Source organism: Paratractidigestivibacter faecalis (assembly GCF_003416765.1).
Lineage (GTDB): Bacteria > Actinomycetota > Coriobacteriia > Coriobacteriales > Atopobiaceae > Paratractidigestivibacter > Paratractidigestivibacter faecalis.
The window spans coordinates 407,796-433,705 of sequence record NZ_QSNG01000001.1 but is presented as its reverse complement, the minus strand read 5'-3'; the positions used below and the strand labels follow the sequence as shown (position 1 = coordinate 433,705).

The 25,910-nt window shown below is 64.2% G+C and carries 21 protein-coding genes; 5 read left to right on the top strand and 16 right to left on the bottom strand.

Going from position 1 to position 25,910, the window contains the following annotated elements; all coding sequences use genetic code 11:
* Nucleotides 1-56: 56 nt before the first annotated feature.
* The 8 genes from DXV50_RS01795 to DXV50_RS01760 form a co-directional block, all read right to left on the bottom strand.
* Complete coding sequence (locus DXV50_RS01795) at nt 57-1,274, bottom strand: thiolase family protein (RefSeq protein ID WP_117205949.1); 1,218 nt, start codon at nt 1,272-1,274, stop codon at nt 57-59.
* Nucleotides 1,275-1,379: 105 nt separating this feature from the next.
* The gene (locus DXV50_RS01790) at nt 1,380-2,234 is read right to left on the bottom strand and encodes a 3-hydroxyacyl-CoA dehydrogenase family protein (RefSeq protein WP_117204515.1); all 855 of its coding nucleotides are present in this window, start codon (nt 2,232-2,234) and stop codon (nt 1,380-1,382) included.
* A 142-nt stretch (nt 2,235-2,376) separates the two neighbouring features.
* A complete protein-coding gene (locus tag DXV50_RS01785) occupies nt 2,377-3,972 on the bottom strand; it encodes an acyl CoA:acetate/3-ketoacid CoA transferase (protein ID WP_117204514.1) in 1,596 nt (531 codons plus the stop codon).
* A 22-nt stretch (nt 3,973-3,994) separates the two neighbouring features.
* Nucleotides 3,995-5,611 carry a class I adenylate-forming enzyme family protein gene (locus tag DXV50_RS01780; RefSeq protein WP_117204513.1) on the bottom strand — a complete coding sequence of 539 codons (1,617 nt, stop codon included), beginning with the start codon at nt 5,609-5,611 and terminating at the stop codon, nt 3,995-3,997.
* Complete coding sequence (locus DXV50_RS01775; protein ID WP_117204512.1) at nt 5,608-6,759, bottom strand: glycerate kinase family protein; 1,152 nt, start codon at nt 6,757-6,759, stop codon at nt 5,608-5,610. The genes DXV50_RS01780 and DXV50_RS01775 overlap by 4 nt, the downstream gene beginning before the upstream one ends.
* 5 nt (nt 6,760-6,764) lie before the next feature.
* Nucleotides 6,765-7,655: a class II fructose-bisphosphate aldolase gene (locus DXV50_RS01770; protein ID WP_117204511.1), complete on the bottom strand. Its 891-nt coding sequence runs from the start codon at nt 7,653-7,655 to the stop codon at nt 6,765-6,767.
* 246 nt (nt 7,656-7,901) lie between these two features.
* The gene (locus tag DXV50_RS01765) at nt 7,902-9,038 is read right to left on the bottom strand and encodes a PTS fructose transporter subunit IIC (protein ID WP_117204510.1); all 1,137 of its coding nucleotides are present in this window, start codon (nt 9,036-9,038) and stop codon (nt 7,902-7,904) included.
* Nucleotides 9,038-9,361 (bottom strand): PTS fructose transporter subunit IIB, encoded by a 324-nt coding sequence (locus tag DXV50_RS01760; RefSeq protein WP_117204509.1) that lies wholly within the window; start codon nt 9,359-9,361, stop codon nt 9,038-9,040. The genes DXV50_RS01765 and DXV50_RS01760 overlap by 1 nt, the downstream gene beginning before the upstream one ends.
* Before the next feature lie 362 nt (nt 9,362-9,723).
* Here DXV50_RS01760 and DXV50_RS01755 point away from each other — a divergent pair, with 362 nt between their 5' ends.
* From DXV50_RS01755 to DXV50_RS01745, 3 genes are read left to right on the top strand one after another with little or no spacing between them, the layout of a single operon-like run.
* Nucleotides 9,724-10,290: an STM3941 family protein gene (locus DXV50_RS01755; protein WP_117204508.1), complete on the top strand. Its 567-nt coding sequence runs from the start codon at nt 9,724-9,726 to the stop codon at nt 10,288-10,290.
* Between the two features lie 57 nt (nt 10,291-10,347).
* Nucleotides 10,348-11,274 (top strand): AEC family transporter, encoded by a 927-nt coding sequence (locus tag DXV50_RS01750; protein ID WP_117204507.1) that lies wholly within the window; start codon nt 10,348-10,350, stop codon nt 11,272-11,274.
* 2 nt (nt 11,275-11,276) lie between these two features.
* Entirely contained in the window at nt 11,277-12,278 is a 1,002-nt protein-coding gene (locus DXV50_RS01745; RefSeq protein WP_117204506.1) for a sugar kinase, read from the top strand.
* 471 nt (nt 12,279-12,749) lie between these two features.
* Here the strand turns inward: DXV50_RS01745 and DXV50_RS01740 are convergent, their stop codons facing one another.
* Both DXV50_RS01740 and DXV50_RS01735 read right to left on the bottom strand, forming a co-directional pair.
* Nucleotides 12,750-16,001 carry an ABC transporter ATP-binding protein/permease gene (locus DXV50_RS01740; protein WP_117204505.1) on the bottom strand — a complete coding sequence of 1,084 codons (3,252 nt, stop codon included), beginning with the start codon at nt 15,999-16,001 and terminating at the stop codon, nt 12,750-12,752.
* Between the two features lie 125 nt (nt 16,002-16,126).
* Nucleotides 16,127-16,654, bottom strand: coding sequence for a hypothetical protein (locus DXV50_RS01735; protein ID WP_117204504.1), 528 nt, complete (start codon nt 16,652-16,654; stop codon nt 16,127-16,129).
* 346 nt (nt 16,655-17,000) lie between these two features.
* Between DXV50_RS01735 and DXV50_RS01730 the strand changes: the two genes are divergently transcribed.
* A complete protein-coding gene (locus DXV50_RS01730; protein ID WP_117204503.1) occupies nt 17,001-17,711 on the top strand; it encodes a M48 family metallopeptidase in 711 nt (236 codons plus the stop codon).
* A gap of 103 nt (nt 17,712-17,814) precedes the next feature.
* On the opposite strand, the gene DXV50_RS01725 is transcribed toward DXV50_RS01730, so the two are convergent.
* A complete protein-coding gene (locus DXV50_RS01725) occupies nt 17,815-19,620 on the bottom strand; it encodes a carbon starvation CstA family protein (protein WP_117204502.1) in 1,806 nt (601 codons plus the stop codon).
* 392 nt (nt 19,621-20,012) lie between these two features.
* On the opposite strand from DXV50_RS01725, the gene DXV50_RS01720 reads away from it, so the two are divergent.
* Nucleotides 20,013-20,561 (top strand): nitroreductase family protein, encoded by a 549-nt coding sequence (locus DXV50_RS01720; RefSeq protein WP_117204501.1) that lies wholly within the window; start codon nt 20,013-20,015, stop codon nt 20,559-20,561.
* A gap of 15 nt (nt 20,562-20,576) precedes the next feature.
* On the opposite strand, the gene DXV50_RS01715 is transcribed toward DXV50_RS01720, so the two are convergent.
* The 5 genes from DXV50_RS01715 to DXV50_RS01695 form a co-directional block, all read right to left on the bottom strand.
* Nucleotides 20,577-20,987, bottom strand: a complete 411-nt coding sequence (locus DXV50_RS01715; RefSeq protein WP_117204500.1) for a zinc ribbon domain-containing protein — start codon at nt 20,985-20,987, stop codon at nt 20,577-20,579.
* Between the two features lie 135 nt (nt 20,988-21,122).
* Nucleotides 21,123-22,187: a M20/M25/M40 family metallo-hydrolase gene (locus tag DXV50_RS01710; RefSeq protein ID WP_117204499.1), complete on the bottom strand. Its 1,065-nt coding sequence runs from the start codon at nt 22,185-22,187 to the stop codon at nt 21,123-21,125.
* 102 nt (nt 22,188-22,289) lie between these two features.
* Entirely contained in the window at nt 22,290-23,540 is a 1,251-nt protein-coding gene (gene pepT, locus DXV50_RS01705; RefSeq protein WP_117204498.1) for a peptidase T, read from the bottom strand.
* Between the two features lie 255 nt (nt 23,541-23,795).
* Nucleotides 23,796-24,824 carry an ABC transporter ATP-binding protein gene (locus tag DXV50_RS01700; RefSeq protein ID WP_117204497.1) on the bottom strand — a complete coding sequence of 343 codons (1,029 nt, stop codon included), beginning with the start codon at nt 24,822-24,824 and terminating at the stop codon, nt 23,796-23,798.
* Nucleotides 24,825-24,826: 2 nt separating this feature from the next.
* Nucleotides 24,827-25,906 carry an ABC transporter ATP-binding protein gene (locus DXV50_RS01695; RefSeq protein WP_117204496.1) on the bottom strand — a complete coding sequence of 360 codons (1,080 nt, stop codon included), beginning with the start codon at nt 25,904-25,906 and terminating at the stop codon, nt 24,827-24,829.
* Nucleotides 25,907-25,910: the final 4 nt, after the last annotated feature.

Below are 25,910 nucleotides of genomic sequence, written 5' to 3'. Positions count from 1 at the left end.
GCGGCGAGGACTGTTCGCAGCGGCGAGAAATGCCTGCCGCCCGGCGGGGCGAGGCCTTACTCCTTGGTGAAGTACATCGAGATGCCCTGGCCACCACCAATGCACATGGAGACCATTGCGTCCTGCTTCTCCGGGTGACGCTGAGCGAGCTCGTAGGCGCACTTGATGGCCAGGATGGTGCCGGTGGCGCCGATGGGGTGGCCGATGGAGATGCCGCCACCGTAGATGTTGACCTTCTCGGGGTCGAGGCCGAGGTCGCGGGAGACCGCGAAGGCCTGGGAGGCAAAGGCCTCGTTGATCTCGAAGAAGTCGATGTCGGTGAGGTCAAGGTCGAGCTTCTCGGCAAGCTTCTTGGAGGAGAAGTACGGGCTGTAGCCCATGAGGGAGGCCTCGTAGCCGGCAACGGCGAAGTCGCGGATGCAGACCATCGGGGTGCAGCCGAGCTCCTCGGCCTTGGCGCGGGTCATGATGACCACGGCGGCCGCGGCGTCGTTCAGGGAGGAGGAGTTGGCGGCGGTGACGGTGCCGGTGCCGTCGGTCACGAAGCACGGCTTCAGGCGGGCGAGGCTCTCGGCGGTCACGCCCTCGCGGGGGTTCTCGTCGGTGTCGAAGACGGTGACGGCACCCTTGCGGCCGTGAATCTCGACGGGGACGATCTCGTCCTTGTAGACGCCCTCGGCAATGGCCTTGCAGGCGCGCTGCTGGGACTGGGCGGCAAAGGCGTCCTGCTCCTCGCGGGAGACGTTGAACTTCTTGGCCACGTTCTCGGCGGTGATGCCGTTGTGGGAGTGATCGAGAGGCCAGGTCAGGATGTCGATGACGCCATCCTCGAACTGCTTGTGGCCCATGCGGGCGCCCCAGCGGGCGCTGGGCACGTAGTAGGGCAGCTGGGAGAGGGACTCGGCGCCACCGGCGACGACGACCTCGGACTGGCCGCACTTGATCTCCATGATGCCGTCGGCGATGGACTGCAGGCCGGAACCGCACTGGCGGTTGACGGAGTAGGCGCAGGTCTCGTTGGGAAGGCCGGCCTTCAGGCTGATGGCGCGGGCGACGAAGCCGTTCTCGCCCCAGGAGCCCACCTGGCCGATGATGCACTCGTCAACGACGGACGGGTCGATGCCGGCGCGCTTGACGGCCTCGGCGACCACGATGGAGCCCATGTCGATGGCGGACAGCGTCTTCAGGCTGCCACCGAACTTGCCCACGGCGGTGCGGGCGCCGGAGACGATGACGATGTCCTCGGGCTTGTTCTCGAACTTGCGGTTGCTCATGTTCACTCCCTCTTCTGGGGCCGGCGGGCACCTGTCCGCCGGCCCGGCTGGTGACTGTTGGAACGCTTGGGCGCAGGCGAGAAGTTCCCGCCTGCCTGAGCCTGGCTACTCGGAGTAGTCGTAGAAGCCCTTGCCGGTCTTGCGGCCGAGGTTGCCGGCGTCGATGAGCTCCTTGAACACGGGGGCCGGACGGTAGAGGTCGTCGTGGTCAAAGCCCTCGTAGAGGTTCATGAGGGAGGCGTAGACCACGTCGATGCCGGCGAAGTCCATGAGCTCGCAGGGGCCCATGGGGTGGTTGCAGGCCAGCTTCATGGCCGTGTCGACGTCCTTGGCGGAGACGCCCTCGGAGACGAGCCAGGCGCCCATGTTCTCATACGGGTTGATGACGCGGTTGACGATGAAGCCCGGGGTGTTGGGGGCGTCGACGGAGGTCTTGCCGATGGTGTCAGCGAACTCGTGGGTCTTGGCGAAGGCCTCGTCGGAGGTCTTCTCGCCGCGGATGATCTCGACGAGCTTCATGACCGGGGCGGGATAGAAGAAGTGGAGGCCCAGGACGGACTCGGGACGCTTGGTGGAGGCGGCGATCTCGTCGATGGAGATGCCGGAGGTGTTGGTCAGAAGGACGGCGTCCTCGTCGGCGAACTCGTCCATCTTCTGGAACGTGGACTGCTTGAAGTCCAGGCGCTCGGGAACGGCCTCGATGATGAACTTGGCGCCGGCCAGCTCGGCGTAGTCGGTGCTGTAGGTGAGACGGTCGAGGATGGCCTGACGGTCCTCGGCACTCATCTTGTTCTTGTCGACCTTCTTCTGGAGGAGCTTGGCGACAAGGGCCTGGGCCTTGTCGAGCGGGGCCTGGGCGATGTCGATGTTGACCACGGTGAAGCCGGCCTGAGCGCAGGCCTGGGCGATGCCGCCACCCATAAGACCGCTGCCGATAACCGCAACCTTGACGTTGTCCATGTCAGTTCCTTTCTTCGGAGCTCTTGCCTTTGCTTGGTGCTTTGGTGCAGGTGAAGCTATGTGGTGCAACCCAGACGCCGAGGCTTCTTGTCGGGCCCGGGCCAATCTACGCGGGTTGACAAAGGGACTGTCCCTTTGTCAACTACTTGGCCTCGAAGCCGGCGAGAAGACCGGAGGGTCCGTCCTGGATGAAGAGGGACGCATCCATCTCCTTGAGGTCCGGGGAGATGATGGGCGCGAAGTCCATCATGTCCAAGACCTGGGTCTGAAGGTCCACGCCCGGGGCGATCTCGACGAGCATGACGCCCTCGGGGACGAGCTCGAAGACGGCGCGCTCGGTGACCACGACGACGCGCTGGCCCTTCTTGCGGGCCGCAGGGCCGTTGAAGGAGAGCTGGCCCACGTGGGAGACCATCTTCTTGATGGCGCCCTCTTGCAGGATGGTGAGCTTGCCGTCCTCGAAGGAATACTTGGCACCCTTTGCAGTGAAGGTGCCCAGGAAGACGACGGTCTTGGCGTTCTGCGTGATGTCCACAAAGCCGCCGGCGCCAGCGCAGCGCGGACCCATCTTGGTGGAGTTGACGTTGCCGTCGCCGTCGAGCTCGCCCATGCCCATGTAGGTCACGTCGACGCCGGCGCCGTCGTAGTAGTCAAACTGCTCGGGGTGGCTGACCATGGCGAGCAGGTTCTGGCCGATGCCGAAGTCGGTGCCGCCCAGCTGGACGCCGCCGTAGATGCCGCTCTCCACGGTGATCATGACCTTGTCGGAGAGGCCCTCCTCGGCGCAGACGCGGCCCACCATGTCGTTGGGGATGCCGGTGCCGAGGTTGACCACGCAGCCCGGGTAGAGCTCCTCGCAGCCGCGGCGGGCGATGAACTTGCGCTCGTTGAAGGGGGCGGGCTCCACGGCAGACTGCGGGACGCGCAGCTTGCCCACGTAGGAGGGGTCAAAGTAGATGGAGGACGTCATGCGGTGGTCCTCCTCCGGGTTGGGGCAGACCACGACCTCGTCGATAAAGACGCCCGGGACGGTGACATCCTTGGGGTTGATGGTGCCGGTCTCGGCGACCTCGCGGACCTGGGCCACGACCTTGCCGCCGTAGCGCTTGGTGGCCAGGACGGCGTTGAAAACCTCGAGCTTCATGGCCTCGTCGGTGGTGGTAAGGTTGCCCATCTCGTCGCAGACGGTGCCGCGGATGAGGCAGACGTCGATGGGGACCTCGTGATAGAACATGTACTCCTCACCGTGGATCTCGATGACCTCGGAGATGTCGGGCAGGGGCTTGGTGCGGTCGTTCATCTTGCCGCCCTCGACGCGCGGGTCGATGAAGGTCCCCAGGCCGACCTTGCTCATCTTGCCCGGCAGGCCGCAGGCCATGGAGCGGTAGAGCTGGGCGATCTGACCCTGGGGCAGGCAGTAGGCCTCCACCTGGTTGTTGGCGATCATGTCCATCCAGCGCGGCTGGAGGCCCCAGTGGGAGCCGATGATGCGGGTGACCAGCCCCTCGTGGGCAAGGTGCTGGATGCCGCGGGCGCGGTCGGACTGGCCGCAGGAGTGCAGCAGGGTGAGGTTGCAGGGGTGGCCGGTCTCGAGGAAGCTCTTCTCGATGGCCTTGAGGTTGGACTCGGAGGCGGAGACGAGCGTCATGCCGATGGTGCAGATGGTGGAGCCGTCCTTGATGCCGGCGGCCACCTGCTCGGGGGTGACGAAGTTTGCCTGGAGGGTCTTGGATGCCATTCTCGGATTTCCTTCCTAGCTCTTAGCTCTCATGGTCGAGGGTTGCCAGTACGGCGTCACGGACGGCGGCGCGGTTGGGCTTGTCTCCCCTGGTCTGGGGGATCTTGTCCACAAAGACGTAGTGGACGGGGATCTTGAAGTGGGCGATGCGGCCCGCCAGGACCTCGGAGATCTGCGGGCCGGTGATGTCGGAGCCAGGGTCGCGAACGATGGCAGCCACGGGCACCTCGCCGTAGAGCTCGTCGGGGACGCCGGCGACGCAGCTCTCGCTGACGCCGGGGACCTCGCAGAGTACCTCCTCCAGCGCAGAGCACCAGACCTTCTCGCCACCGCGGTTGATCATGTCCTTCAGGCGGTCGACCACCCAGACCATGCCCTCCTCGTTGGCGTAGGCGACGTCGCCGGTGTGGAGCCAGCCGTCAGGCTCAATCTCTCCGTTGTCGTGGCGGAAGTAGCCGGCGGTCACGCAGGCGCCGCGCAGCAGCAGTTCGCCCGTCTCGCCCCAGGGCACCTCGTGGCCGCGCTCGTCCACGATTCTGGCGTCCACGCCAGGGACGGGCTTGCCCGTGGCCCCCGCAAAGACGGACGTGGGAGAGTCCAGCGGGAAGAGAAGCGCCGGGGAGGCGGTCTCGGTCATGCCGTAGACCACCTGGAAGGTGGCGGTGGGCATCCACTGGTGGAACTGGCGCATGGTGCCCACGGGCTCGTAGCTGGAGCCGGAGAGCATGCAGCGGACGCTCGGCAGCTCGGGGAACTCCCCGCGCAGGGGCAGGAGCTCCGCAAAGGACGTGGGAGAGCCGTGCAGGTAGGTAATCTTGCGGTCGCGCACGCAGGCCAGGACGCGGCGGGCGTCAAACAGGCGGTGCAGGTAGGTGGTGGCACCCACGTACACAAACTGGATGAGCAGCGCGATGAGGCCCGTCACGTGGTAGATCGGGATGGGGATGAGGCAGGAATCGGCCGGCGTGGTGCCCATGAGGCGCTGGTAGACCATGGCGGCGTGGATGACGTTGCCGTTGGTGAGCACGACGCCCTTGGCACGCGACGTGGTGCCGCTTGTGAACATCATGATGGCGGCATCGTCAAGGCCGCCGGCGGGCTCGCACAGAGACGAGAAGCCCTCGGCCTCGGCAAAGCCGTAGCCGTCCTCCACCCCGCGGGCAAAGACGATCTCGGATGGGCGCAGCGGCAGGGACGGCACCCAGCGCTCGAACTCCTCCCCCGCCACCAGGGCGGTGAGGTCGGCGGCCTGCATGAGCGAGACCACCTCGGGCTCGCGGTACTTGGTGGGAACCGGCACGCACGTGGCGCCGGCCTTGGAGATGGCGAAGAGAGCGACCACGAACTCGAGGTCGGCGTGCATGAGCAGACCCACGCGGCTGCCCGGGGCCACCTTGGCCTCAGACACGAGGAGCCCCGCCAGGTTGTCGACGTGGGCCAGGAGCTCCGCGAAGCTCGTCTTGCGGCCCCAGTCGTCGACGACGGCGATGGCGTCGGGCGTGCGGGCGGCGGTGTCTGCCAGAAGGTGGTACAGGCTCGGCCTCATGTCCTCGAAGCTATAGACCTCGCGGCCGGAGAGCGTGACGCTTCCCATGCCGCGCTGGATTGTCTGGTTCCAGCATCGAGATCCGGAAATCACTGGTTCTCTCCCATCTTGCGTCCAAGGGAAACGAGCGAGAAGACACGCTGAGCAGCGAGCCTGAAGTTACGCTCGGCGTTTGCAAGGACCTCCTCGATGGAGGCCGCGTCGATGACGGTGGGCACGAGGGCGTCCACGCCGCAGTCAAGAAGCTCGCAGGCGTCGGCGTTCATGCCGCCGACGATGGCGACACACGGGACGCCGGCACGGCGGCAGCGGGCCGCGACGCCGGAGACCACCTTGCCGTGGGCGGACTGCCCGTCGGCGTGGCCCTCGCCCGTGACGCACAGGCTGCAACCGGAAAGCACCTCGTCAAAACCGACGAGGTCAAGCACCCAGTCCACGCCGCCCACGACCTCGGCATCGAGGAAGAGGCGGGCAGCGGCGCCCAGGCCGCCGGCGGCGCCCATGCCGGGCTCGTCTGCCACGGAGGTGCCGAAGACGTCCTCGAGGACGGCGGCGAGGCTCGCCATGCCGGCCTCGAGCTCCTCCACCATTGCGGCATCGGCACCCTTCTGGGGGCCGAAGGTGCGTGTGGCGCCGCGGGGCCCCACGAGCGGGTTGTCCACGTCGCACATGACGTGGAAGGAGGTCTGGGACACGCGCGGGTCCATGCCGGAGAGGTCGACCTTGGCAACCAGGCCCAGGTCGGCGCCGGCGCCCATGAGCTCGGCGCCAGAGGCGTCGAGGAAGCGGACGCCCAACGCGCGCATGGCGCCCATGCCGCAGTCGTTGGTGGCGGAGCCGCCGATGGCAAGCGAGATGTCGCGGGCGCCGCGGTCCAGGGCGTCCAGAATCATCTGGCCGGTGCCGAAGGTGCTGGTCTTGCGAGGGTCGCGCTCGCCAGGCGAGAGGATGGGCAGGCCAGAGGCGGCCGCCATCTCGATGACGGCGCGCTCCCCCGGCAGCATGCCATAGGTGGCCTCGACCGGGCGGCCCAGGGGGTCTGCCGCCAAAAGGCTCACGCGCTGACCGCCGAGCGAGGCCACGATGGCGTCCACCGTGCCCTCGCCGCCGTCGGCCACCTCGAGGCTCCTGAAGTCGGCCTCGGGAAAGAAGGCACGCGCCTCCTCGGCGAGAAGCTCCGAGGAGCGAGCCGAGGAGAGCGTGCCCTTGAACGAGTCACATGCAAAGAGGAAGCTGCCCATGCCGACTAGTCCGTCTCCACCATCTTGTCATCGGAGAACTGGTAGCGGTTGGAGGAACCGAAGAGATCCATGTAGCGCTCGAGCCACTTGGCGGCCTTCTCCTCGGCGTCGGTGGTGACGAAGATGTAGTCCGGGCTCTCGTTCTCGGCCAGGAAGTCGCGCATGGCATTGACGTAGGTGCGGCCGTAGTCGGTCCAGAGGTTCACCTTGTTGATGCCGCCAGCGACAGCCTTCTTGAAGTTCTCGTCACCAGCGCCGGAGCCACCGTGAAGGACCAGCGGGTACTTCTCGCCGAGGGCCTTCTTAATCTCGGCCAGACGATCGAAGTCGAGGGTGGGAACGTAGTCGGCAGGGTACTTGCCGTGGGCGGTACCGATGGCGACGGCGAGCATGTCGCAGCCGGTGCGCTCGACGAACTCGACGGCCATGTCGACCTTGGTGTACATGTCGTCGGAGCGGCCGTCGCCTTCAGCGGCCTGGCCGACGTGGCCGAGCTCGGCCTCGACGGAGACGCCGTGGGCGTGGGCGAAGGTCACGACCTGCTGGACGCGGCGGATGTTCTCCTCAAAGGGCAGCGCGGAGGCGTCGCACATGACGGAGGAGAACCCGGCCTTGATGCAGCGGCAGATGTCCTCGAACTCGCCGCCGTGGTCGAGGTTCAGGGCCACGGGGACGTTGAGCGGCTCGGCGATGGCCTTAACCATGGGGGCCCAGACCTCGGGGGTGGCGTTCATGCGCATCTGGCGAGGAGAGACGTCCAGGATGACGGCGGACTTCTTCTCGGCGGCGGCCATGCAGGCAGCCTTGACCAGGGCGTAGCTGGGGCAGTTTGGGGCGGGAACGGCGTAGTTGTTGACGCTTGCGTGCTGGAGCATTTCCTTCATGGAGACGTACATGAGTGAGTCCTTCCTTGGTTGCCTGACTCCCCGGCAAAAGAGCTTGGGGCCAGCAGAAGCGGTTGATTTCAAAATTGGGTGGTGCCGGTGGTGCGGGTCTTGCTTGTGGTGCGTCGCCTGTCAGTAAAGCCCTGCAGGCGAGAAGTACGTGCCATGCCTCGCTCGAGCGTTTTGCGGTGCGGGTCAATCAGAAGGGCGGGGAGACGCACCGTGAGGTCTCCCCGCCCAGGCAGTACAGGTTCGGACTTAGCCGAGGAGCTGGTCGAGAACGCCGTTGCCAGCCATGTCGCCCTCAGCCGCGACGGGCTTGCGGAGCAGGAAGTACAGGATGCCGTTGACGGCAGCGCCGGCGAACCAGAACAGAACGAACTGGAGCGGGTTGCTCATCATCGGGATGACGAAGACGCCACCGTGGACAGCCGCGGACTCAAGAGCGAAGTAGCCGCAGAGGCCACCGGAGATGGCACCACCAATCATGCAGGGGATGATGCAGCGCCAGGTGTCCTGCACCAGGAACGGGATGACGTACTCCTGGATGTAGCAGCAGGCAAGCACGAGGCCGGAGACAGTGGTGGAGCGCTCCTTCTCGGTGAACTTCTTCTTGCCGGTGAAGCGGTCGATGATCTGGGCGAAGCAGACGCCGAGCGGGTTCTGCATTCCGCCGCACATCTTGCAGGCAGCGGGCCCGAGGATGCCGTCGGCGTTGAGGCCGTTGGCAACGAGGGCGACGGCCTTGGAGATCGGGCCACCCTGGTCGGTGGACATGCCGATGCCGATGGCAGCGCCGAAGACAGCGCCACCGACACCCTGCAGGTTGGTCAGCAGGGAGGTGATGGCAGTCATGAACCAGCCGATGGGCACGCCGATGACGTACCACATGAGCAGGGAGGTCACAGCGGTGCCGACGACCGGGATGATCAGGATCGGGAACACGGACTGGACGGAGGAGGGAACCTTCTTGGAGCAGTCCTTGAGGAAGTTCACGATGTAGCCGGCGATGATGCCGCCGACGACGGCGCCGAGGAAGCCAGCCTTGATGGTGTTGGAGATAACACCGACGGCGAAGCCAGGAGCCAGGCCGGGCTTGTCGGAGAGGGCATAGGCGGTGTAGGCGCCGATGACCGGCACGCAGACGTCGAAGATGGCGGAGCCGATGGAGTAGATCACCATGGCGAGCGTGTAGTCCTTGTAGCTGCCGCCGTCGGCAACCAGGGCCTTCATGTCAGCGGCGATGTTGTAGCCGCCCATGGCCTTGGCGATGCCCCAGAGCACGCCACCGCCGACGATAAACGGAATCATGTAGGAAATGCCAGTAAGAACGGCGTCCCATGCCTGACGGCCGGCGCTCTTCTTCTTGGCGTTCTTGCGCTGAATCTCAGCCATTAACCAATCGCCTCCAGTACCTCATCAACGACCGACAGAGCGGTCTCAAGCGTCATAACCTCGTTCGTCTTGCAGCTCAGGGTGGGGATGGGCTCAAAGCGCTCCCCCTGCTTGATCTTGACGTCAGCCGCAATGATGGCGGCGTCGGCACGAGCGAGGTCCTCATCGGTGATGACGTTCTCGGCACCGGTAGCACCCTGGGTCTCGATCTTGGCCTCGCAACCACGGGCCTCGATGGCCTTGGTCAGGGACTCGGCAGCCATGAACGTGTGGGCAATGCCAATCTGGCATGCGGTAACACCGACAATGAACTTCTTAGCCATTACGTGTCCTCCTCTCCAAACGCTTCGTTTCCTTGTGTTGCCTTCTTCTCCCCCGGCCCGTTGGGCTTCTCCTCATGTGGGGGTCTTGCATGGCGTGACTCATATTTCCTTCACAGGCATTTGTTGGGTAAAACCGCTGTTTTGCCGCTACTTCACGTTTTCAACACGTCTTGTTCTTCTGTTTGTTCGGGTTTATGTTCTATCTGGCTTACTATTTAGCCACCTTTACCCCAGTTGCACATATTTTCTTCATAATTTGGCGGTGTAGGACAGGGCCTACGTCATGGTTTGGATATGATTTGACCTTAGGAATTGGCGCACGCACGCGCGTACTTATTACAGGCAGGGAAAGGGGACGGGGAATGTCCAAGGAAAACACCGCCACTGAGAGGCTCTCCATCACCGCAAACGTCGTTCTGCTGGGCTCTTATCTCTTCATGGGCGTCTGCCTTCTGGCCGGCGCCATTCTGGTGCTCACCCAGCCCCTCCCCTTTGCGGAGAACCCCATGATCATGAAGGTGGGCATGGGCTGGGTGATGATCCCCGTGTCGCTGTTCATCATCTGCTCCAACATCATCAAGATCGTCCGCCGTCGCAACGCCATCGTCATCGACGAGAGCGGCATCACCGACAACACCGACTCCATGGGCTCTGGCTTCACCCCCTGGGAGCAGATCTCCGAAGTGTTCCTGCTCCGCCTGAAGGACGACACCTACCTCTGCGCCGTCCCCACCGAATATGACTCCTGGGCCTCCACCCGCAACCGCCGCCAGGCCCGCCTGGCCCAGGCAAACAAGGACATGGGCTTTGCCCCCATCCGCATCCAGTTCAAGAAGGCAAACGACAAGTACACGGCCCAGGACGGCCTTGCCGCCGTGCGCCGCTTTGCTCCCGAGAAGATCACCCGCATCCGCAAGCCCAAGTACTAGGCCAGCGATGCGCGCCGGCCCGTATCAATCCACAACCCCGATCGAGGCACTCAGTTCATGGCTCAGGTTCTCTGCAAGGTCTTCTCGTTTGTCCTGGTAATTCTTCTTGGCGTCGTCACAGCCCGCTCGGGCAAGCTCGGAAAGGGCGCTGACCGCCTCATATCCAAGATCGTCTTCAACCTGACGCTTCCCTGCGCCATCATCAGGGCATTCGAGTCCTACGACTTTAACGTCAGCCTGCTGGGCCTTGTGGGCCTGGGCTTTGCGGCCACGGTCATCCCCTACTTCCTCTCGCTCTTCGTCTATCGCAACAAGCCCCAGCAGGAGCGCATAGTCCAGCAGCTCTCCGTCTGCGGCTTCAACATCGGCTGCTTTGCCCTCGCCTTCGTCCAGGCGTTCTTCCCCGCCGGCTGCGTTGTGGCCACCTGCCTCTTTGACGCGGGCAACTCTCTCATGGGCACCGGCGGCACCTACGCCCTCACCCAGACGCTCGTCCTGGGCAACGACGACCAGTCACGCGGGCAGAAGCTCAAGACGTTCTGCAAGACGCTCTTCTCGTCCATGGCGTTTGACTCCTACATAGTCCTCATTGCCATGGGCCTTCTTGGGCTCAAGATTCCCGCCGAGGTCATCACCCTCATCGACCACATCGCCAACGCCAACGCGTTTCTTGCCATGTTTATGGTCGGACTCATGATCCGCTTCAGCCTCACGGGCAAGAAAGTTAAGGAATTGGTTCGACTTCTGTCCTGGCGCGTTATTTTTGCAATTATTCTGTCTATTATTGCGCTCAAGGTGCTTCCGTTTGACCCCGAGGTCTGCAAGGTCATCTGCGTTCTTGCCTGGGCGCCTATCGGATCCACCGGTCCGCTCTACACGCTGTGGGCTGGAGGTGACGTCGGCCTCGCGGGCATGGCAAACGCCATCTCTGTCGTGGCGGGCATCGCGATAATGACCGTCCTCGTCGTAGTTCTCGGAGTCTAGACATGAACATCCTCTGCTTTGGGGAGCCCCTCATCCGCTTTGCCACCGTCGCCCACGAGCGCCTTGACGAGGCCCGCACCATGGAGATCTCCTACAGCGGAGCCGAGAGCGTGGTTGCCGTCACGCTGGCGCAGTTTGGCGAGCAGGTCTCGTTTGCCTCGAAGCTCTCCAGCAACCGCCTGGGCACCAACGCCATCATGAACCTGGCCCGCTACGGCGTGGACACCTCGCGCATCACGCGCTCCAACCACCGCATGGGCCTCTACTACACCGAGCGAGGCCGCTCCATCAGGCCCACCGTGGTCACCTACGACCGCTCCGACACGGCCATGGCAAACGCCATCCGCGAGGACTTTGACTGGGACCGCATGCTCAACGGCGTCGAGGTCTTCTTCTTCTCGGGCGTGGTGCCCGCCATCTCGGACGAGGTGTACCGCGCCTCGCTTGGCGGCCTCAAGGCCTGCAAGGGCCGCGGCATCAAGGTGGTCATGGACCTCAACTACCGCGAGACCATGTGGACCTGCGACGATGCCCTGAAGAAGGTCCACAAGCTGCTGCGCTACGTGGACGTGCTGGTTGCCTCCGAGGACGACATCATCACCATCGAGAAGGCCAAGGTCGGCGAGCGCGAGGTCTTTGACTTCTGCCTGGGCTGGGCCCGCGGCCTCATGATGGACTACCCGCTCTCCAAGGTCTGCTTCGTCGTGCGGCAGATCGACCGCTACGACGTGGCCCGCATTCGCGGCGGCATGATCACGCGCGAGGACACGTACCTGTCACTCCCCCAGCATGTCTCGCTTGCCGACATCTCCAGCTGCGGCAGCGTGTTTGCGGCGGCGCTCATCCACGGCTTCTCGAGCAGGTGGGAGCCGCAGTTTGTCATCGACTTCGCAACCATGACGTCCGCGTTCAAGGCCACCGTCTCCGGCGACTTCTCCTTTGCGAGCGAGACCGAGATCGCCAGCCTCCTCGCCGCCGGAATGAAGCCGTCCATCAGGCAGTAGTCTACGGAGGTTGCGTTACCGTAGGGGCCCTCGCGCCCTTCTCGCCTGCTCAGTCCTCGGCGCAAAGGACGCGCCTGCGGAAGTCGCTGGCGAGAAGGGCGCGAGGGGCCCCTACGGTAACGCTGCCGGGTCGACCACGGTCTGAACTGGACTAAGTGCCTAATTGACGCTGGTGAAAGTCATCGAGTGTGCGAGTCTGGCCCGCACTCGATACGTTTAGATTTATATATTTGCAGATAAATGACAGCGTCCTTTTGAGCATGCACCACGAATGCGGGCCCATGGACCTCCCAATCCCCGCACTCGATGCGCCCACCGTCACCCTCACAACAACGTCAGGGGATGAAGGAGTCATCGCGAACCGGCGGCGGCCCGGCATTTGTCGCTGGCGACTTCCGCAGCCGCGCGCCCTACGCGCGGCGAGGACTGAGCCAGAGACAAATGCCGGGCCGCCAACCCCGCAGGTCCGTGTTACTCCGACCTCAGGGCCTCGACCGGGTCCCTTCTGCTGGCAGAGCTGGCGGGAATGAGGCCGGCGATGAGCGTGAGCAGCACGGAGATGCCGACGAGCACGAGGGCGCTTGTCCACGGCAGGCTCATGATGTTGGGCACCTGGTGGGTCTTAAGCACGTAGGCATTCACCGGGAAGCTCACGACCACCACGACCAGGATGGCAAAGACACCCGAGATCAGGCCCTCGATGAAGGTCTCGGCGTTGAAGACGCTCTTGACGTTGCCCTTGGACGCGCCGATGGCGCGCAGGATGCCGATCTCCTTCTTGCGCTCCAGGACACTGATGTAGGTGATGATGCCGATCATGATGGAGCTCACCACCAGCGAGATGCTCACGAAGGCAATGAGCACCAGGCTGATCATGTTCACGATGTCCGTGACGGAGCCCATGATGATGCCCATGTAGTCCGTGTAGCCAATCACGCGGTCGTCCTCGCCGGCGGCACGGGCCTGCTCGTTGTAGGCGTCAATGGAGGCAAGCACGTCCTCCTTGGCCGTGAAGTCCTTGGGGTAGATGGAGATGGAGATGGGGTCGTCCGCGTCCGCGTAGCCCAGGGTCGTGAGGTTGTTGTCGTAGGTGAGCCTGCTCGCGTTGGCGTAGTTGGACATGAGCGAGGTCAGGTCCTCGGCGCCCATGTTGAAGCTGATGGCGCTCTTGAAGGCGCTCGCGTCAACCGAAAAGGCACTCTGCAGGTTGGCCAGGCTCGTGCCCACCTGGTCGGCAACCTGGGCCATGACCTGCGTCATGGACGCCTGGAGCTGCGCGGAGACGGAGGCGCTCACCTGCTCGGCAAACTTGGAGAAGAAGTCCTGCAGGTAGGGGGCCAGCTGGTTCTGCACGTAGTCGGTGACAATCTGCTGCACGCGCTGGGCAAGCTCCGGGCCGGCGATGGCCGAGATCTGGCCTAAGATCTGCTGCGCCTCGTCTGTGGCCAGGTACTCCTTGAACTTCTCGCCGACAATGGCGTTGAAGTTGGGGTCGCTCGGGTCGGTGGTGGTTCCGTTCTGGCCCCACCAGGTCACAAAGCCCTGGGTGAGCTGGCCGCCCAGTCGCACGATCTGGCCGATCTCATCGGCGCTGAGCGCGCCGTCCAGGTTGCCGTCGTCGTCAAAGAGGGGCGAGAAGTCCGGGGCGGGCGCTCCGGAGACCAGTGCGTCCACGTCAAGCGAGGATGAGATGAGCGTGGGGTCAATGCTCACGCCGGACAGGTCGATGTTGGAGAAGTCGACGTTTCCGAGCTTGGAGGTGTCAAACGTGAAGGCGCTCTGGAGCTTGGCCTGGTCAACGGAGAAGAGACTGCCCAGGTCCACGCCCTTCTTGGCCTCGTCCTGGAGCTCGTCGAAGGACTTGCCGGTGAATACGTCAGTGTTGGGGTCCGCGAGCTGCTGCTGGACGATGGGAGAGGAAGCCGCGCGGGCCATGAGCTCCTCGGTGAGGCCGTGGGTGTAGGCCACGCCCGCGCTGAGCGCGTTGGAGTCTGCGGTCTCGTTGGGGCGCACCACGCCTACGATCTTGAGGTCAAGGCCGTCGGCCACCTTCTGCGCCATGAACTCGGCGTCGTCGGACATGTCGGTCCAGCCGCCCGTCTCGGCGTTGGCCCGATAGGTCTCGCAGGGGCTCAGGACCTTGAATGACTTGTTGAGGGCGTCCTCGTAGGTGAAGGTCACGTCGTTCTGGGGCACATCCACGTCGCCGGAGGCGGTCATGGTTGCATTGACCATGCTGTCGAGCTCGCTGGGGTCGAGCACGCCGATGCTGTAGAGCGTGTAGTCGCTCACGCCGCCGTTGCGGTTGAGCACCAGGACGGCCTCGTCGGGAGCGGAGGCCCAACGGCCCGCCACCACGTCGTACTGCTGGGCGAGAAGGTCCTGGTTGTCGATCATCTCGTTGAAGATGGACGAGGTGCCGGCCATGGTGCCGGCCATTGCCGTCTGGCTGGCTCCGCCGCTCATGGCCGTGGTGAGGGCGCTGGGGCTGAGCTTGACCGGGTCGCCCGTGGCGTCGGCCGAGTAGACGAGGGGCGTCACGCCGTAGTCATACTGGATGGCGTTGATCTTGTCGCCGATGCCCGCGTCGCCAGAGTCGAGGTAGGACTTGAGGCTCTTGAGGTCGTTGGACTTCACGGAGGCGAACATGTCCTTGAGCAAGGTGAACTGCGGGATGGCGTCGGTCTGGGAGACGTCGCCCGCGGCGGACTTGGAGTCAGAGGAGTCGCCGGAGCCGTCCGCAGCGCCGTCCTCCGAGGAGGAGGTCCCGCCCAGCATGCCGCTCATGTCGTAGCTCTGCTTGGTGATGGAGAGCGGATAGCTGGAGAGCGTGTCCTCCTCCACCTTGGCGATGTACTCGTTCACGCCGTTGGAGAGGGCCAGGATGGCGGCGATGCCGATGATGCCGATGGAGCCCGCGAAGGCCGTCATGGCCGTGCGGCCCTTCTTGGTCATGAGGTTCCTGAAGGAGAGGCCCAGCGCAGTGAGGAAGGACATGGACGTGCGGCGAGGCGGCTTGGCCTCCCTGTGCGGCGCGGTCGCGGGGTCGAAGGGGTTGGAGTCATTGGTTATGCGGCCGTCCGCGAGGCGCACGATGCGCGTGGCGTAGCGCTCGGCAAGCTCGGGGTTGTGAGTGACCATGATGACCAGACGGTCCTTGGCAACCTCCTTGAGCAGGTCCATGACCTGCACGGAAGTGGTCGAGTCGAGGGCGCCGGTGGGCTCGTCGGCAAGGAGAATCTCAGGGTCGTTGATGAGGGCGCGGGCAATGGCCACGCGCTGCATCTGGCCGCCGGAAAGCTGGCTCGGGCGCTTGTCCACGTGCTGGCCCAGGCCGACGCGCTCCAGGGCCTCCTTGGCGCGACGCTTGCGCTCGGCGCGGCCGACGCCCGAGAGCGTGAGGGCCAGCTCGACGTTCTCCAGGATGGTCTGGTGCGGGATGAGGTTGTAGCTCTGGAACACGAAGCCAATGCGGTTGTTGCGGTAGGTGTCCCAGTCGCGGTCCTTGTAGCGCTTGGTCGAGATGCCGTCGATGACCAGGTCGCCAGAGTCAAAGTGGTCAAGGCCGCCGATGATGTTCAGCGTCGTGGTCTTGCCCGAGCCGGACGGGCCCAGGATGGCAACGAACTCGTTGTCCCTGAAGGCCAGGCTCACGTGGTCGAGGGCGATTTGGGTAAACGACGAGGTGACGTACTTCTTGCAGATGTCCTTGAGCTCAAGCATCCGGAGCCTCTCTAGCTGGGGTTGACTAGATAAGACTACCCAGAAGAGGCCCCGGCAACCCAATGGGCAACCCAAGCGAGACAATTCAACACGTGCCGTTCAGGTTTGGGCTGTCCAGCTATCGTCTATGCCTGGCGTGCAAGACGGGAGGCGGCAAGGGCGGCCTGGCCCGCACGCTCAAGAAGGGCATGGCTTGCATCGCCAGCCCCCAGGGCCGTGAGGGCATTGACCAGGAAGACGTCAACGTCCTGGTCCATGCGACCGAGCCTCATGGCGCAGGCGGCATCGGCAGCGATGCCACGCAGGGCAGCCAGGAGCAGCGCGGCCTCGGGCGTGGCGGGGGCGGGCATCTGGGCCGTGCCCATGGGAACCCCGCGATGGGCGCTCACGTGCTCGCTGCGGGCACGGACGTCCTCGGCAACCTCGGAGAGGCAGGACTCGTCGGAGGAGGAGACGGCAGCCTCAAGGCCCTCGATGACCATGCCAAAGGCGTGCTCGCAGGGCACGAAGCCCGGTTGGGCCACCATGGCCGCGGTCATGGTGGCCCCAAGCCCGCAGAGCTCTGCCATGAGCTGGTCACGAAGGCCCTGGGCGCCGTCTGCCTCGGTGGCGCTGGCAGCGATGGGCCCGTGCTGGATTGAGTGTTCGGTCATTTTGATTCCCTTCGCTCGGTTGACGTCACGAGTGTATCCGCGGACTGCCGCAACCTGTCGCACGCCGCATGGAAGACAGAAATGCTACATCGCAGATAGCATTTGTTCCGCCATTTGCGAGCGTTCCGGGCCGACCTTTGCGCAGAAGTCCCCTTCGTGCGAGGATTTTTAAGTCGAGTGCACCAAAGTGGCCTTCGTGCGAGTCCATTTTGGTGGCAACCATCAGTTATCATAATTCTAATGAATAAAACGGGACGTTTTCCCAGATACCAAAATGGGATATTGCATAAAATGGCGTGCCGTTACCCTTGGGGCCTCAAACCCCACTCACACGAAGGCGAGTTTGATGCAACGAGGCAACGGTCGACTCACACCAAAGTACCTTCTGCGCGAGCGTCCCGTTAAGTGGGACCCATCCTACGACCTGACGACCGGCACGATAACCGTCCACGTCACGCGCAAGGCGGTCAAGAACTTCAACCTACGCGTCAGGTCAGACGGAACCGCCGTCATGAGCATCCCCTGGCAGACCAACCGGCAGAAGGCGCAGGCATTCCTCGACAAGCACCGCTACTGGCTGAAGAGGAGCATTGCCCAGGCGCTCGAGAAGCAGCCCGAGGCTCCCGACGACGGGCTCGTTCCCCTCTGGGGAAGGCTCGTCGAGCTTCCCTGCGACCTTGCAGTCGACGAGCTGTATCACAGGGAAGTCGCGCAGGCCCTCCCAGCCCTCATCAAGACCTACGAGGAAGCGACGGGCCAGCATGCGACCGCCTGGCGCCTGCGTGACCTCACCTCGAGGTGGGGATCCTGCACGCCGTCAACCGGCCACATAAGCATCAACATCCGCCTGGCCGCCTACCCGCCCACCTGCCTCGAGTACGTCGTGGCGCACGAGCTCACGCACTTCATCGAGCCCTCGCACAACAGCCGCTTCCACCTGCATCTGGCACTGGTCTTCCCAGAAGAGAAGAAGGCCCGTGCCCTCCTCAAGAGGAATCCGCGCGAGGTCGCCGACGCAGGCGCCTCGCCCGCCGACAGGATTCCCGTCATCGTGTAGAGCCCAGCCCGCATACGAAAAAACGCCCCGCACCGAGTCGCTTGGTGCGGGGCGTTTCATGCTGTCGGGCTAAGCGATCAGGCGAGAAGCGCCTGGCCGGGAGCTACTTGGTCTCGGGGGCCTCGACGCCGCAGTTCTTGCGGCCGAGCTCGGACCACTCGGGCTCCTCGTCGGGCAGGGAGCCGGACTCCTTGGTGAACAGCTCGCGCAGGCAGTTCACGGCAACGATGAGGCCGAGGACCACGAGCAGGATGGCAAAGACGAGCTGCAGCACGGAGTTGAAGACGGAGGCGGCGGTGCCGGCAGACAGGGCGGTGACACAGCCCATGATGCTCTGGACCAGGGAGGTGAAGGTGCAGCAGAGCAGGAAGGCGACGGGCACGTAGAGCATGGCGCCCTTGCGGCCGGTGCACTTGCAGAAGACGGCAAGGGTGATCATGGTCATGCCGCCGAGGAGCTGATTGGAGGCGCCGAAGAGCGGCCAGATGGCCAGGTAGCCGCCGAAGGTGAGGGCCAGGCCCGGGAGAAGGGTCACGAGGGTGGCAAACCAGGGGTTGCCCAGGACCTTCATGGCGCCGGACTTGTCCTCGATAGCCAGGGCGTCGTTGGACTTGGCGAAGAACTCGGAGAAGGACGTGCGGGCGATGCGGGCCACGGCGTCAAGGGAGGTCAGAGCAAGGGCAGACACGTTCATGGTCATGAACACGGTGGCGACGGTGCCGTTGACGCCGAAGGCCTGCATGCCGCGGGCGATGCCGGCGGCGAAGATCTGGAACGGGGTGGAAGCGACACCGTTGTTGAGGGCGCCGGTGCCGGCGGTGTTCATGTCAGAGAACATGATGCCAGCGATGATGATGGCGAGGACGCCCACGAAGGACTCCAGGACCATGGCACCATAGCCGACCTTGACGGCGTCGGTCTCGTTGGAGACCTGCTTGGAGGAGGTGCTGGAGGAGACCAGGCTGTGGAAGCCGGAGAGGGCGCCGCAGGCGACGGAGACAAAGAGCACCGGGAACATCATGCCGGACTTGGTGGAGAAGCCGGTGAACATGGGGGCCGTGATGGTGGCCTGGCCGTTAACGCCCAGGACGACGATGCCCAGCACGGCGCAGACGATCATGACGACCATCATGATGGTGGTGAGGTAGTCACGCGGCTGCTTGAGGGTCTGGATCGGCATGGCGCCGGCAAAGACCAGGTAAACCATGACGACGGCAATCCACTGGTTGAGGTCAAGGTAGAGCGGGAACTGCATGCCGACGGCAAACATCAGCACGATGGCCACGACGGCAACGACGAACTCCTTGGCGCCATCAAGGTTGAACTTGCGCTGGGCCCAGCCGAAGGCAATGGCCACAAAGGTGAAGAGGATGGAGATGGTGCCGGCGCAGCCAGCGGCGTAGGACTTGGCAAAGTCAATGCCGCCCGCCTCGGCCGGGGTGTACTTGAAGGTGCCGCAGACCATGGAGGTGAAGGCGGCGATGACGATGATGCAGAACAGCCAGGAGAAGATCAGGAAGAGGCGACGGCCGGTCTTGCCGATGTACTTCTCGATTAGCTGGGCAAGGGACTTGCCGTTGTTCTTCATGGAAGCGTAGAGGGCGCCGAAGTCGTGGACGGCGCCGAAGAAGATGCCGCCGATGAGGACCCAGAGGACGACGGGCAGCCAGCCAAAGGCCATGGCGACGATGGTGCCCGTGACGGGGCCGGCGCCGCAGATGGAGCTGAACTGGTGGGAGAACACGGTGAAGGCGGAGGCGGGCGAGAAGCTCTTGCCATCCTCCATGCGGCGGGCGGGGGTGAGAGTCTTGGCGTCAACGCCCCACTTGTTTGACAGCCACCTGCCGTAGAGCAGGTAGCCGCAGGCGAGAACAACCGCCGCGACGAGCATCAGTACGATTCCGTTCATTGACTTTCTTTCCTCCTCAGGTGCCTTCAACAAAAAAGCGGGGCCGTTTGGGTTTTGCTCCCAAGCGGCCCCGCTGCATTCGCGCTTATCAGCCGCCCGTATCTTCCGGGCTGGCTGTATGTGCCAACCCGTATCAGATAATTACAACGCTGATAATGGATAGCTGGGCGGTCATGTTGTTGAAGACTCCATAAGCCGTGGTGCCGAAGCACCTCCTGTGGACAAGTCACATAGTGAACTCGCAACCTTCACGAGCCGCCCACAATAACCAACACCTAACACGCTAGTAACATTGAATAGCTCCGTCTGGCGAGAAGAACCAGCCGCCTGCCGAGGATAGATAGGCAAGACAGGTAAGATTTGCTTGCAGGCAAAACTATGAAGGGAGCCCCATGTCCGTCACCGACCTCATGGCAAACCGCTACTCCGAGAGGCGCTTCTCGCCCGCACCCGTTGAGGACAAGAAGCTCCAGGCCATCCTTGCCGCGGGAGCGCTGGCCCCCACGGCCGAGAACAAGCAGCCGCAGCGCATCCTGGTGGTGCGCGGGGACGAGGCCCTGGCCAAGATGGACGAGTGCACGCGCTGCCGCTTTGGAGCCCCCGTCGTGCTGGTCCTGGCCTATGACATGACCGTGGCCGCCCGCCACCCCGACGTGGCGGACTTTGGCATGGTAGACATCGCAATCGTGGGAGACCACATGTCGCTTGCCGCCGAGGAGCTGGGCGTCCACAGCTGCTGGGTGGGCCTCATCGACCCCTCGGAGCTGCGCCGCCAGTTTGGCGTCCCGCAGACGTACAAGATCGTGGCCGTCATGCCGCTGGGCTATCCCAGCGAGCGCAGCCGTCCTTCTCGCCTGCACCGCATGCGCCAGGGCGTCCAGAAGACCGTCTTCTTTGACTCCTACGCCACAGGCGAGGACTCCGACGCCCTGGACGCGTAGCGCCCTTGCAGGGCCCTAGGACCTGACCTCGAACTTGGTGCGGCACTTGGGGCAGGTCACGCGGAGCTTGCCCTTGCCGCGCGGGACGCGGACGCGCTGACCGCAGCTTGCGCACTTGACGTGCTTGTAGGCCTTGGCCTCTGCAAACGCGGCCTTGGGGTTCTGGACCCAGGGGCGCGCGGGGCCAAGCGCCTTCAGGAAGGCCGCGTTCTCCCGCGCGCGGGCGCCCAGGTTCTTTGACTGGATGCGAAAAACCGCGTACGCGATGAGCGCCAGCGCGACCCAGCCCAGCCAGCCCGTGCGGGCAAAGAGGTTGATCACCACCAGGACAAATGCCAGGTTGGTGCAGAAGATCACGATGTCGTCGGGCCCCTGCCTGCCCCTCAGCCACTCCGCCACCTTGCGCTGCCAGTCCTGGTTTGCCATCTCTTGCCTCTCGGTCGAAGTTCAACAGCTCTTCTTCTACCCAAAACGGGCCGCCCCTAAAGGCGGCCCGTCGTCTTCCCCTCGCCCCGCCGTCGGGGACGGTGACATTATGCAGGTTAAAGGGACAGGTCTTCCCTACTCGCGGCCGACGCCCATGACGTAGGCGCGGGTGAGCTTCTCGGTCTCCACCATGGCGTCCACGTGGAAGCGCTCGCGGCCGTGGGTGTTGGTGCAGGCCATGCCAAAGGCGCCAGCGGCGATGTTGTTGGCATGCAGGTAGGCGGCGTTGGCGTCGGTGCTGTAGTGGAAGCAGACCTGGGTGTTCCACTTCTCGGGGTCGCAGGCCTCCTCGGCGCAGTCGATGAGCGTGTTGGTGAGGTTCCAGTCATAGGGACCCTTGGCGTCGGAGGCAATGACGCCCACCTGGTGCTCGTCGGAGTCGTAGTCCGGGCCGACGAGGGTGATGTCGATGGCCACGTACTCGCTGCACTCGCGCGGCACCCAGGAGCCGCCGTTGCCGATCTCCTCGTAGATGGGGAAGGCAAACAGCGTGTCGTAGGCGGGCTTCAGGCCCTCCTCCTTGAGCCAGCGCAGGACGTCGATGAGGACGGCAACGGCGGCCTTGTCGTCGATGTGGCGGCTCACCACGTAGCCGTTGTCAAACTCCTCGTAGTGGGGGTCGATGCCAATGATGGCGCCCTCGGTGATGCCCAGGGCGCGCGCGTCAGCCGGGCTCTTGACGTCGCCGATGACGGAGACGGACATGTGGTCCTCGTCGCGCGGGTCGGTCTTGGTCTCGGCCCAGACGTGCACGGAGTGGTGGTTGCAGATGACCTGGCCGGCAATAGCGGAGCCGTCACGGCACAGGATGGAGCAGGTCTCGCCCTCGATGCTTGCGTAGTTGATGCCACCGAGCTGACGGACGCGCAGGGTGCCGTCCTCGTTGAAGCCACGGACGATGAGGCCGATGGTATCCAGGTGGGCACCCACGCAGACGCACTTCTCGGAGCTCTGGCCAGCAACGCGCACGTAGGCCGTGGCCTTGTTGTCGGTGTACATCTCGTAGCCAAGCTCGGCCAGGGTGTCAGAGAGCCAGGCGTGGATCTCAGGGTAGTAGCCAACGGGGCTATCGACCTCGACGCACTCACGAAGCACGCTGGTGAGGTACTTGGGGTCGATCTTCTCAAGCTGAAGGTCCATTGGAAGTCTCCTTAGAGGGTCAACGGTTTTGAAGCTACGGTCATTATGGCACCAGCCGGCGCGCCCCATCAGGCGAGAAGCGCGCGGGGCCCGGACGCTCCCCTACTTCTGCGGCACCGCGTAGCGGCCGACCAGGTCGACAAGCATGTCGACCATGGCCTCGAGCTCGGGCACGGGCACGAACTCGCGGACGCCGTGGGCGTTGTAGTAGCAGGCGGAGAGGTTGGCGCAGGGGAAGCCGCGGAAGCTGAGCTGGCTGCCGTCGGTGCCGCCGCGCATGGGGACGCAGGTCATCTCCTGGCCAATGGAGGTGTAGGCCGCGCGGGCGTTCTCGATGAGGTGGGCGTACTCGGGACGGGTCACCACGTCGGCAAGGTTGTGGTACTGGTCGTGGATGTCGATGGTCACGTACTCCTCGCCCATCTGGACGTTCAGGAGCTTGGCGGCGTGGCACATCACGCGCTTGCGCTGCTCGACCTTGGCCTGGTCGTGGTCGCGGATGATGTAGTCGGCGCTGGCGGACTCGCAGTCGCCGCTCATGCGCTCCAGGTAGAAGAAGCCGTCATAGCCCTCGGTGAACTCGGGGCGCTGCTCGGCGGGAAGCATCTGGTGGAAGCGCATGATGAGCTCGGAGGCGTTGACCATCATGCCCTTGGCGGTGCCGGTGTGGCAGGAGAGGCCGCGGGCGCGCACGTTGACCTCGGCGGCGTTGAAGGTCTCGTAGCAGAACTCGCCCAGGGGGCCGCCGTCGATGGTGTAGCCAAAGTCCGCGCCAAACTCCTTGAGGTCAAGCAGGGCGGCGCCGTGGCCGATCTCCTCGTCAGGCACGAAGGAGACCGCCAGGCGCGGGTGGGGCAGGCTGGGGTCGGCCTTCAGGCGGGCAAGCAGGCTCACGACCATGGCGTCGCCGGCCTTGTCGTCCCCGCCCAGCAGGGAGGTGCCGTCCGTGGTCACGATGTCCCAACCGACCATGTTGGCCAGCTGCGGGTTGGTCTCGGGAGAGACCACGACGGGGCGGCCATCACGGTCAGTGCCAATGCGGAGCTCTCCGCCCTCGTAGTGCTTGACCTCGGGGTGCACAGGGCTGCCCACGCTCTGCCAGGCGGTGTCGATGTGGCAGCAGAAGCCCAGGCACGGCAGGTCCTCGCAGCCCTCGGAGGCCGGCCAGTGCGCCGTCACGTAGGCGTGCTCGTCGACGGCGACGTCCTCTGCGCCCAGCTCGCGCAGGTCCAGCGCAATGACGTTGGCAATGTCGAACTGCTCCGGCGTGGAGGGCACCTTCTCCGCCGTCAGCGGATTAGACTGCGACGGAACCGCACAATACCTAATAAACCTATCAAGCACGTCAGACATGAACTTCTCCTTCTCTTTTCAAAAGAGGCATTTAGCACCAGCACCCGTGATACGCGATTTTCTCGGTCAGCAAGCCGCCAATTGACCGTGCTTAATGCCGAAGAAACCAGGAGCCCAATCAAGCATCCCTTACGCAGGGAGCCCCTGATTATCTCCGGCGCAGTTCCGCACGAGCCGGACGCCACTAAATGTGGCGTCCGTGCGAGCAGGACTGTCCGAGCACGGAGATAACCAGGGGCTCCCGAACAGGTAGGACTAGATGGAGACCGGAGTCTTCTCCTCCTCCGTCAGCCCCTCGTCAAACAGGTGGCAGGCGCACTTGTGACCAGGCTTGACCTCGCGCATCTCGGGCGCGCACTCGCAGCAGACCTTCATGCAGTGCTGGCAGCGCGTGTGGAAGACGCAGCCCGCGGGCGGGTTGGTGGGGCTGGGCACGTCGCCCTGCAGGATCTTCTTGTCCTGGATGCGCTCGTGGCGAATGCGCGGAATGACGTCGAGAAGCGCCTTGGTGTAGGGATGCAGAGGCTCGTCGAAGATCTCCTGCTTGTTCGCCAGCTCCATGGTGTGGCCAAGGTACATGACCATGACCGTGTCGGAGATGTGCTTGACCACGGAGAGATCGTGGCTGATGAAGATGTAGGACAGCCCAAGCTTGTCCTGCAGCTCCTCAAGCAGGTTGATGACCTTTGCCTGCACGGAGACGTCCAGGGCCGAGACGGGCTCGTCGCAGACGACGATCTCAGGCTCAAGCACGATGGCTCGGGCGATGCCGATGCGCTGGCGCTGGCCGCCGGAGAACTCGTGCGGGTAGCGGTACTTGAAGGCCAGGTCCAGACCCACGGCCTGCATGATCTCCTCGACGCGGGCATCGCGCTCTGCGCGGGTCTTGTAGGTGCCAGCAATGTCGATGGGCTCGGCAATGATGTCGGCCACAGTCATGCGCGGGTTGAGGGAGCTGTACGGGTCCTGGAAGATGAGCTTCATCTTCTGGCGGGCGCGCGTGAGGTCCTCGCCCTTGAGCTTGGTGAAGTCTTCGCCGTCGAGGATGACCTCGCCGGAGGTGGGCTCGGTCAGGCGCAGGATGCACTTGCCGGTGGTGGACTTGCCGCAGCCAGACTCGCCCACGATGGCGAAGGTCTCTCCGCGGTGGACCTCAAAGGAGGCGTCCTCGAGCGCATGCACGCAGGCGTCGGACTTGGAGAAGACGCCCTTCTTGATCGGGTAGTGCTTGGTGAGGTGCTCGACCTTGAGGACGACGTCGTTCATGTCGGCGTTCTTGCCCATCGCTACTCCCCCCATTCCTCAGAGTCAAACATCCAGCAGGCCACGGTGTGGTTCTCGTCACCATTGAGCGGCGAGACGTGCGGGCACTTGGTACGGCACACGTCCTTGGCGTACGGGCACCTGGGGTGGAACGGGCAGCCGGTGGGCAGCTCGTTCAGCATGGGCACGTTGCCGGGGATGGCGTAGAGCTTCTCCACGGCGTCGTCCATCGAGGGAATGGAGTTGATGAGGCCGATGGAGTAGGGGTGCTTGGGGTTGGTGAAGAGCTCGCCGGCGGTGGTGTACTCCACCAGGTGGCCGGCGTACATGACGGCGACCCAGTCGGCCATCTCGGACACGACGCCCATGTCGTGGGTGATGAGCATGACGGCGGTGCCAAGCTCCTCGCGCATGCGGTCGATGAGCTGCAGGATCTGCGCCTGGATGGTGACGTCCAGAGCCGTGGTGGGCTCGTCGCAGATGAGCAGGCTCGGCTGGCAGGCAAGGGCCATGGCAATCATGACGCGCTGGCGCATGCCGCCGGAGAGCTCGTGCGGATAGCTCTTGAAGACCTTCTCGGGGGCGGGAATGCCTACGAGCTTGATCATCTCAAGAGCGCGGGCGTCGGCCTCCTTCTTGTCCATCTTGGGGTTGTGGACGAGGATGCCCTCGCGGATCTGCAGGCCCGCCTTCATGACCGGGTTGAGGGAGGTCATGGGCTCCTGGAAGATCATGCCGATCTTGGAGCCACGGAAGGAGCGCATCTCGTCGCGGGAGAGCTTGGCGAGGTCCGTGCCCTCCAGGTTGATGGAGCCGCCCACGATCCTTGCGGGGGGCTGGGGCAGAAGGCCCATGATGGAAAGGGCCGTCATGGACTTGCCGCAGCCAGACTCGCCGACGACGGCCAGGGTCTCGCCCTTGCGCATGACGAGGTTGAGGTGACGGATGGCGGGAAGCTCGCCGTCCTCGGTGAACAGCGTCACGCAGAGGTCATCCACGTCCAGAAGCACGTCGGCCTTCTTGGACTCGGCGATCTTGGCCTCGATCTCGTCTGCCAGCTCGTCTCGGAGCTCGGCGTTCAGGGAAACGTTGGTCTCAGACATTGGT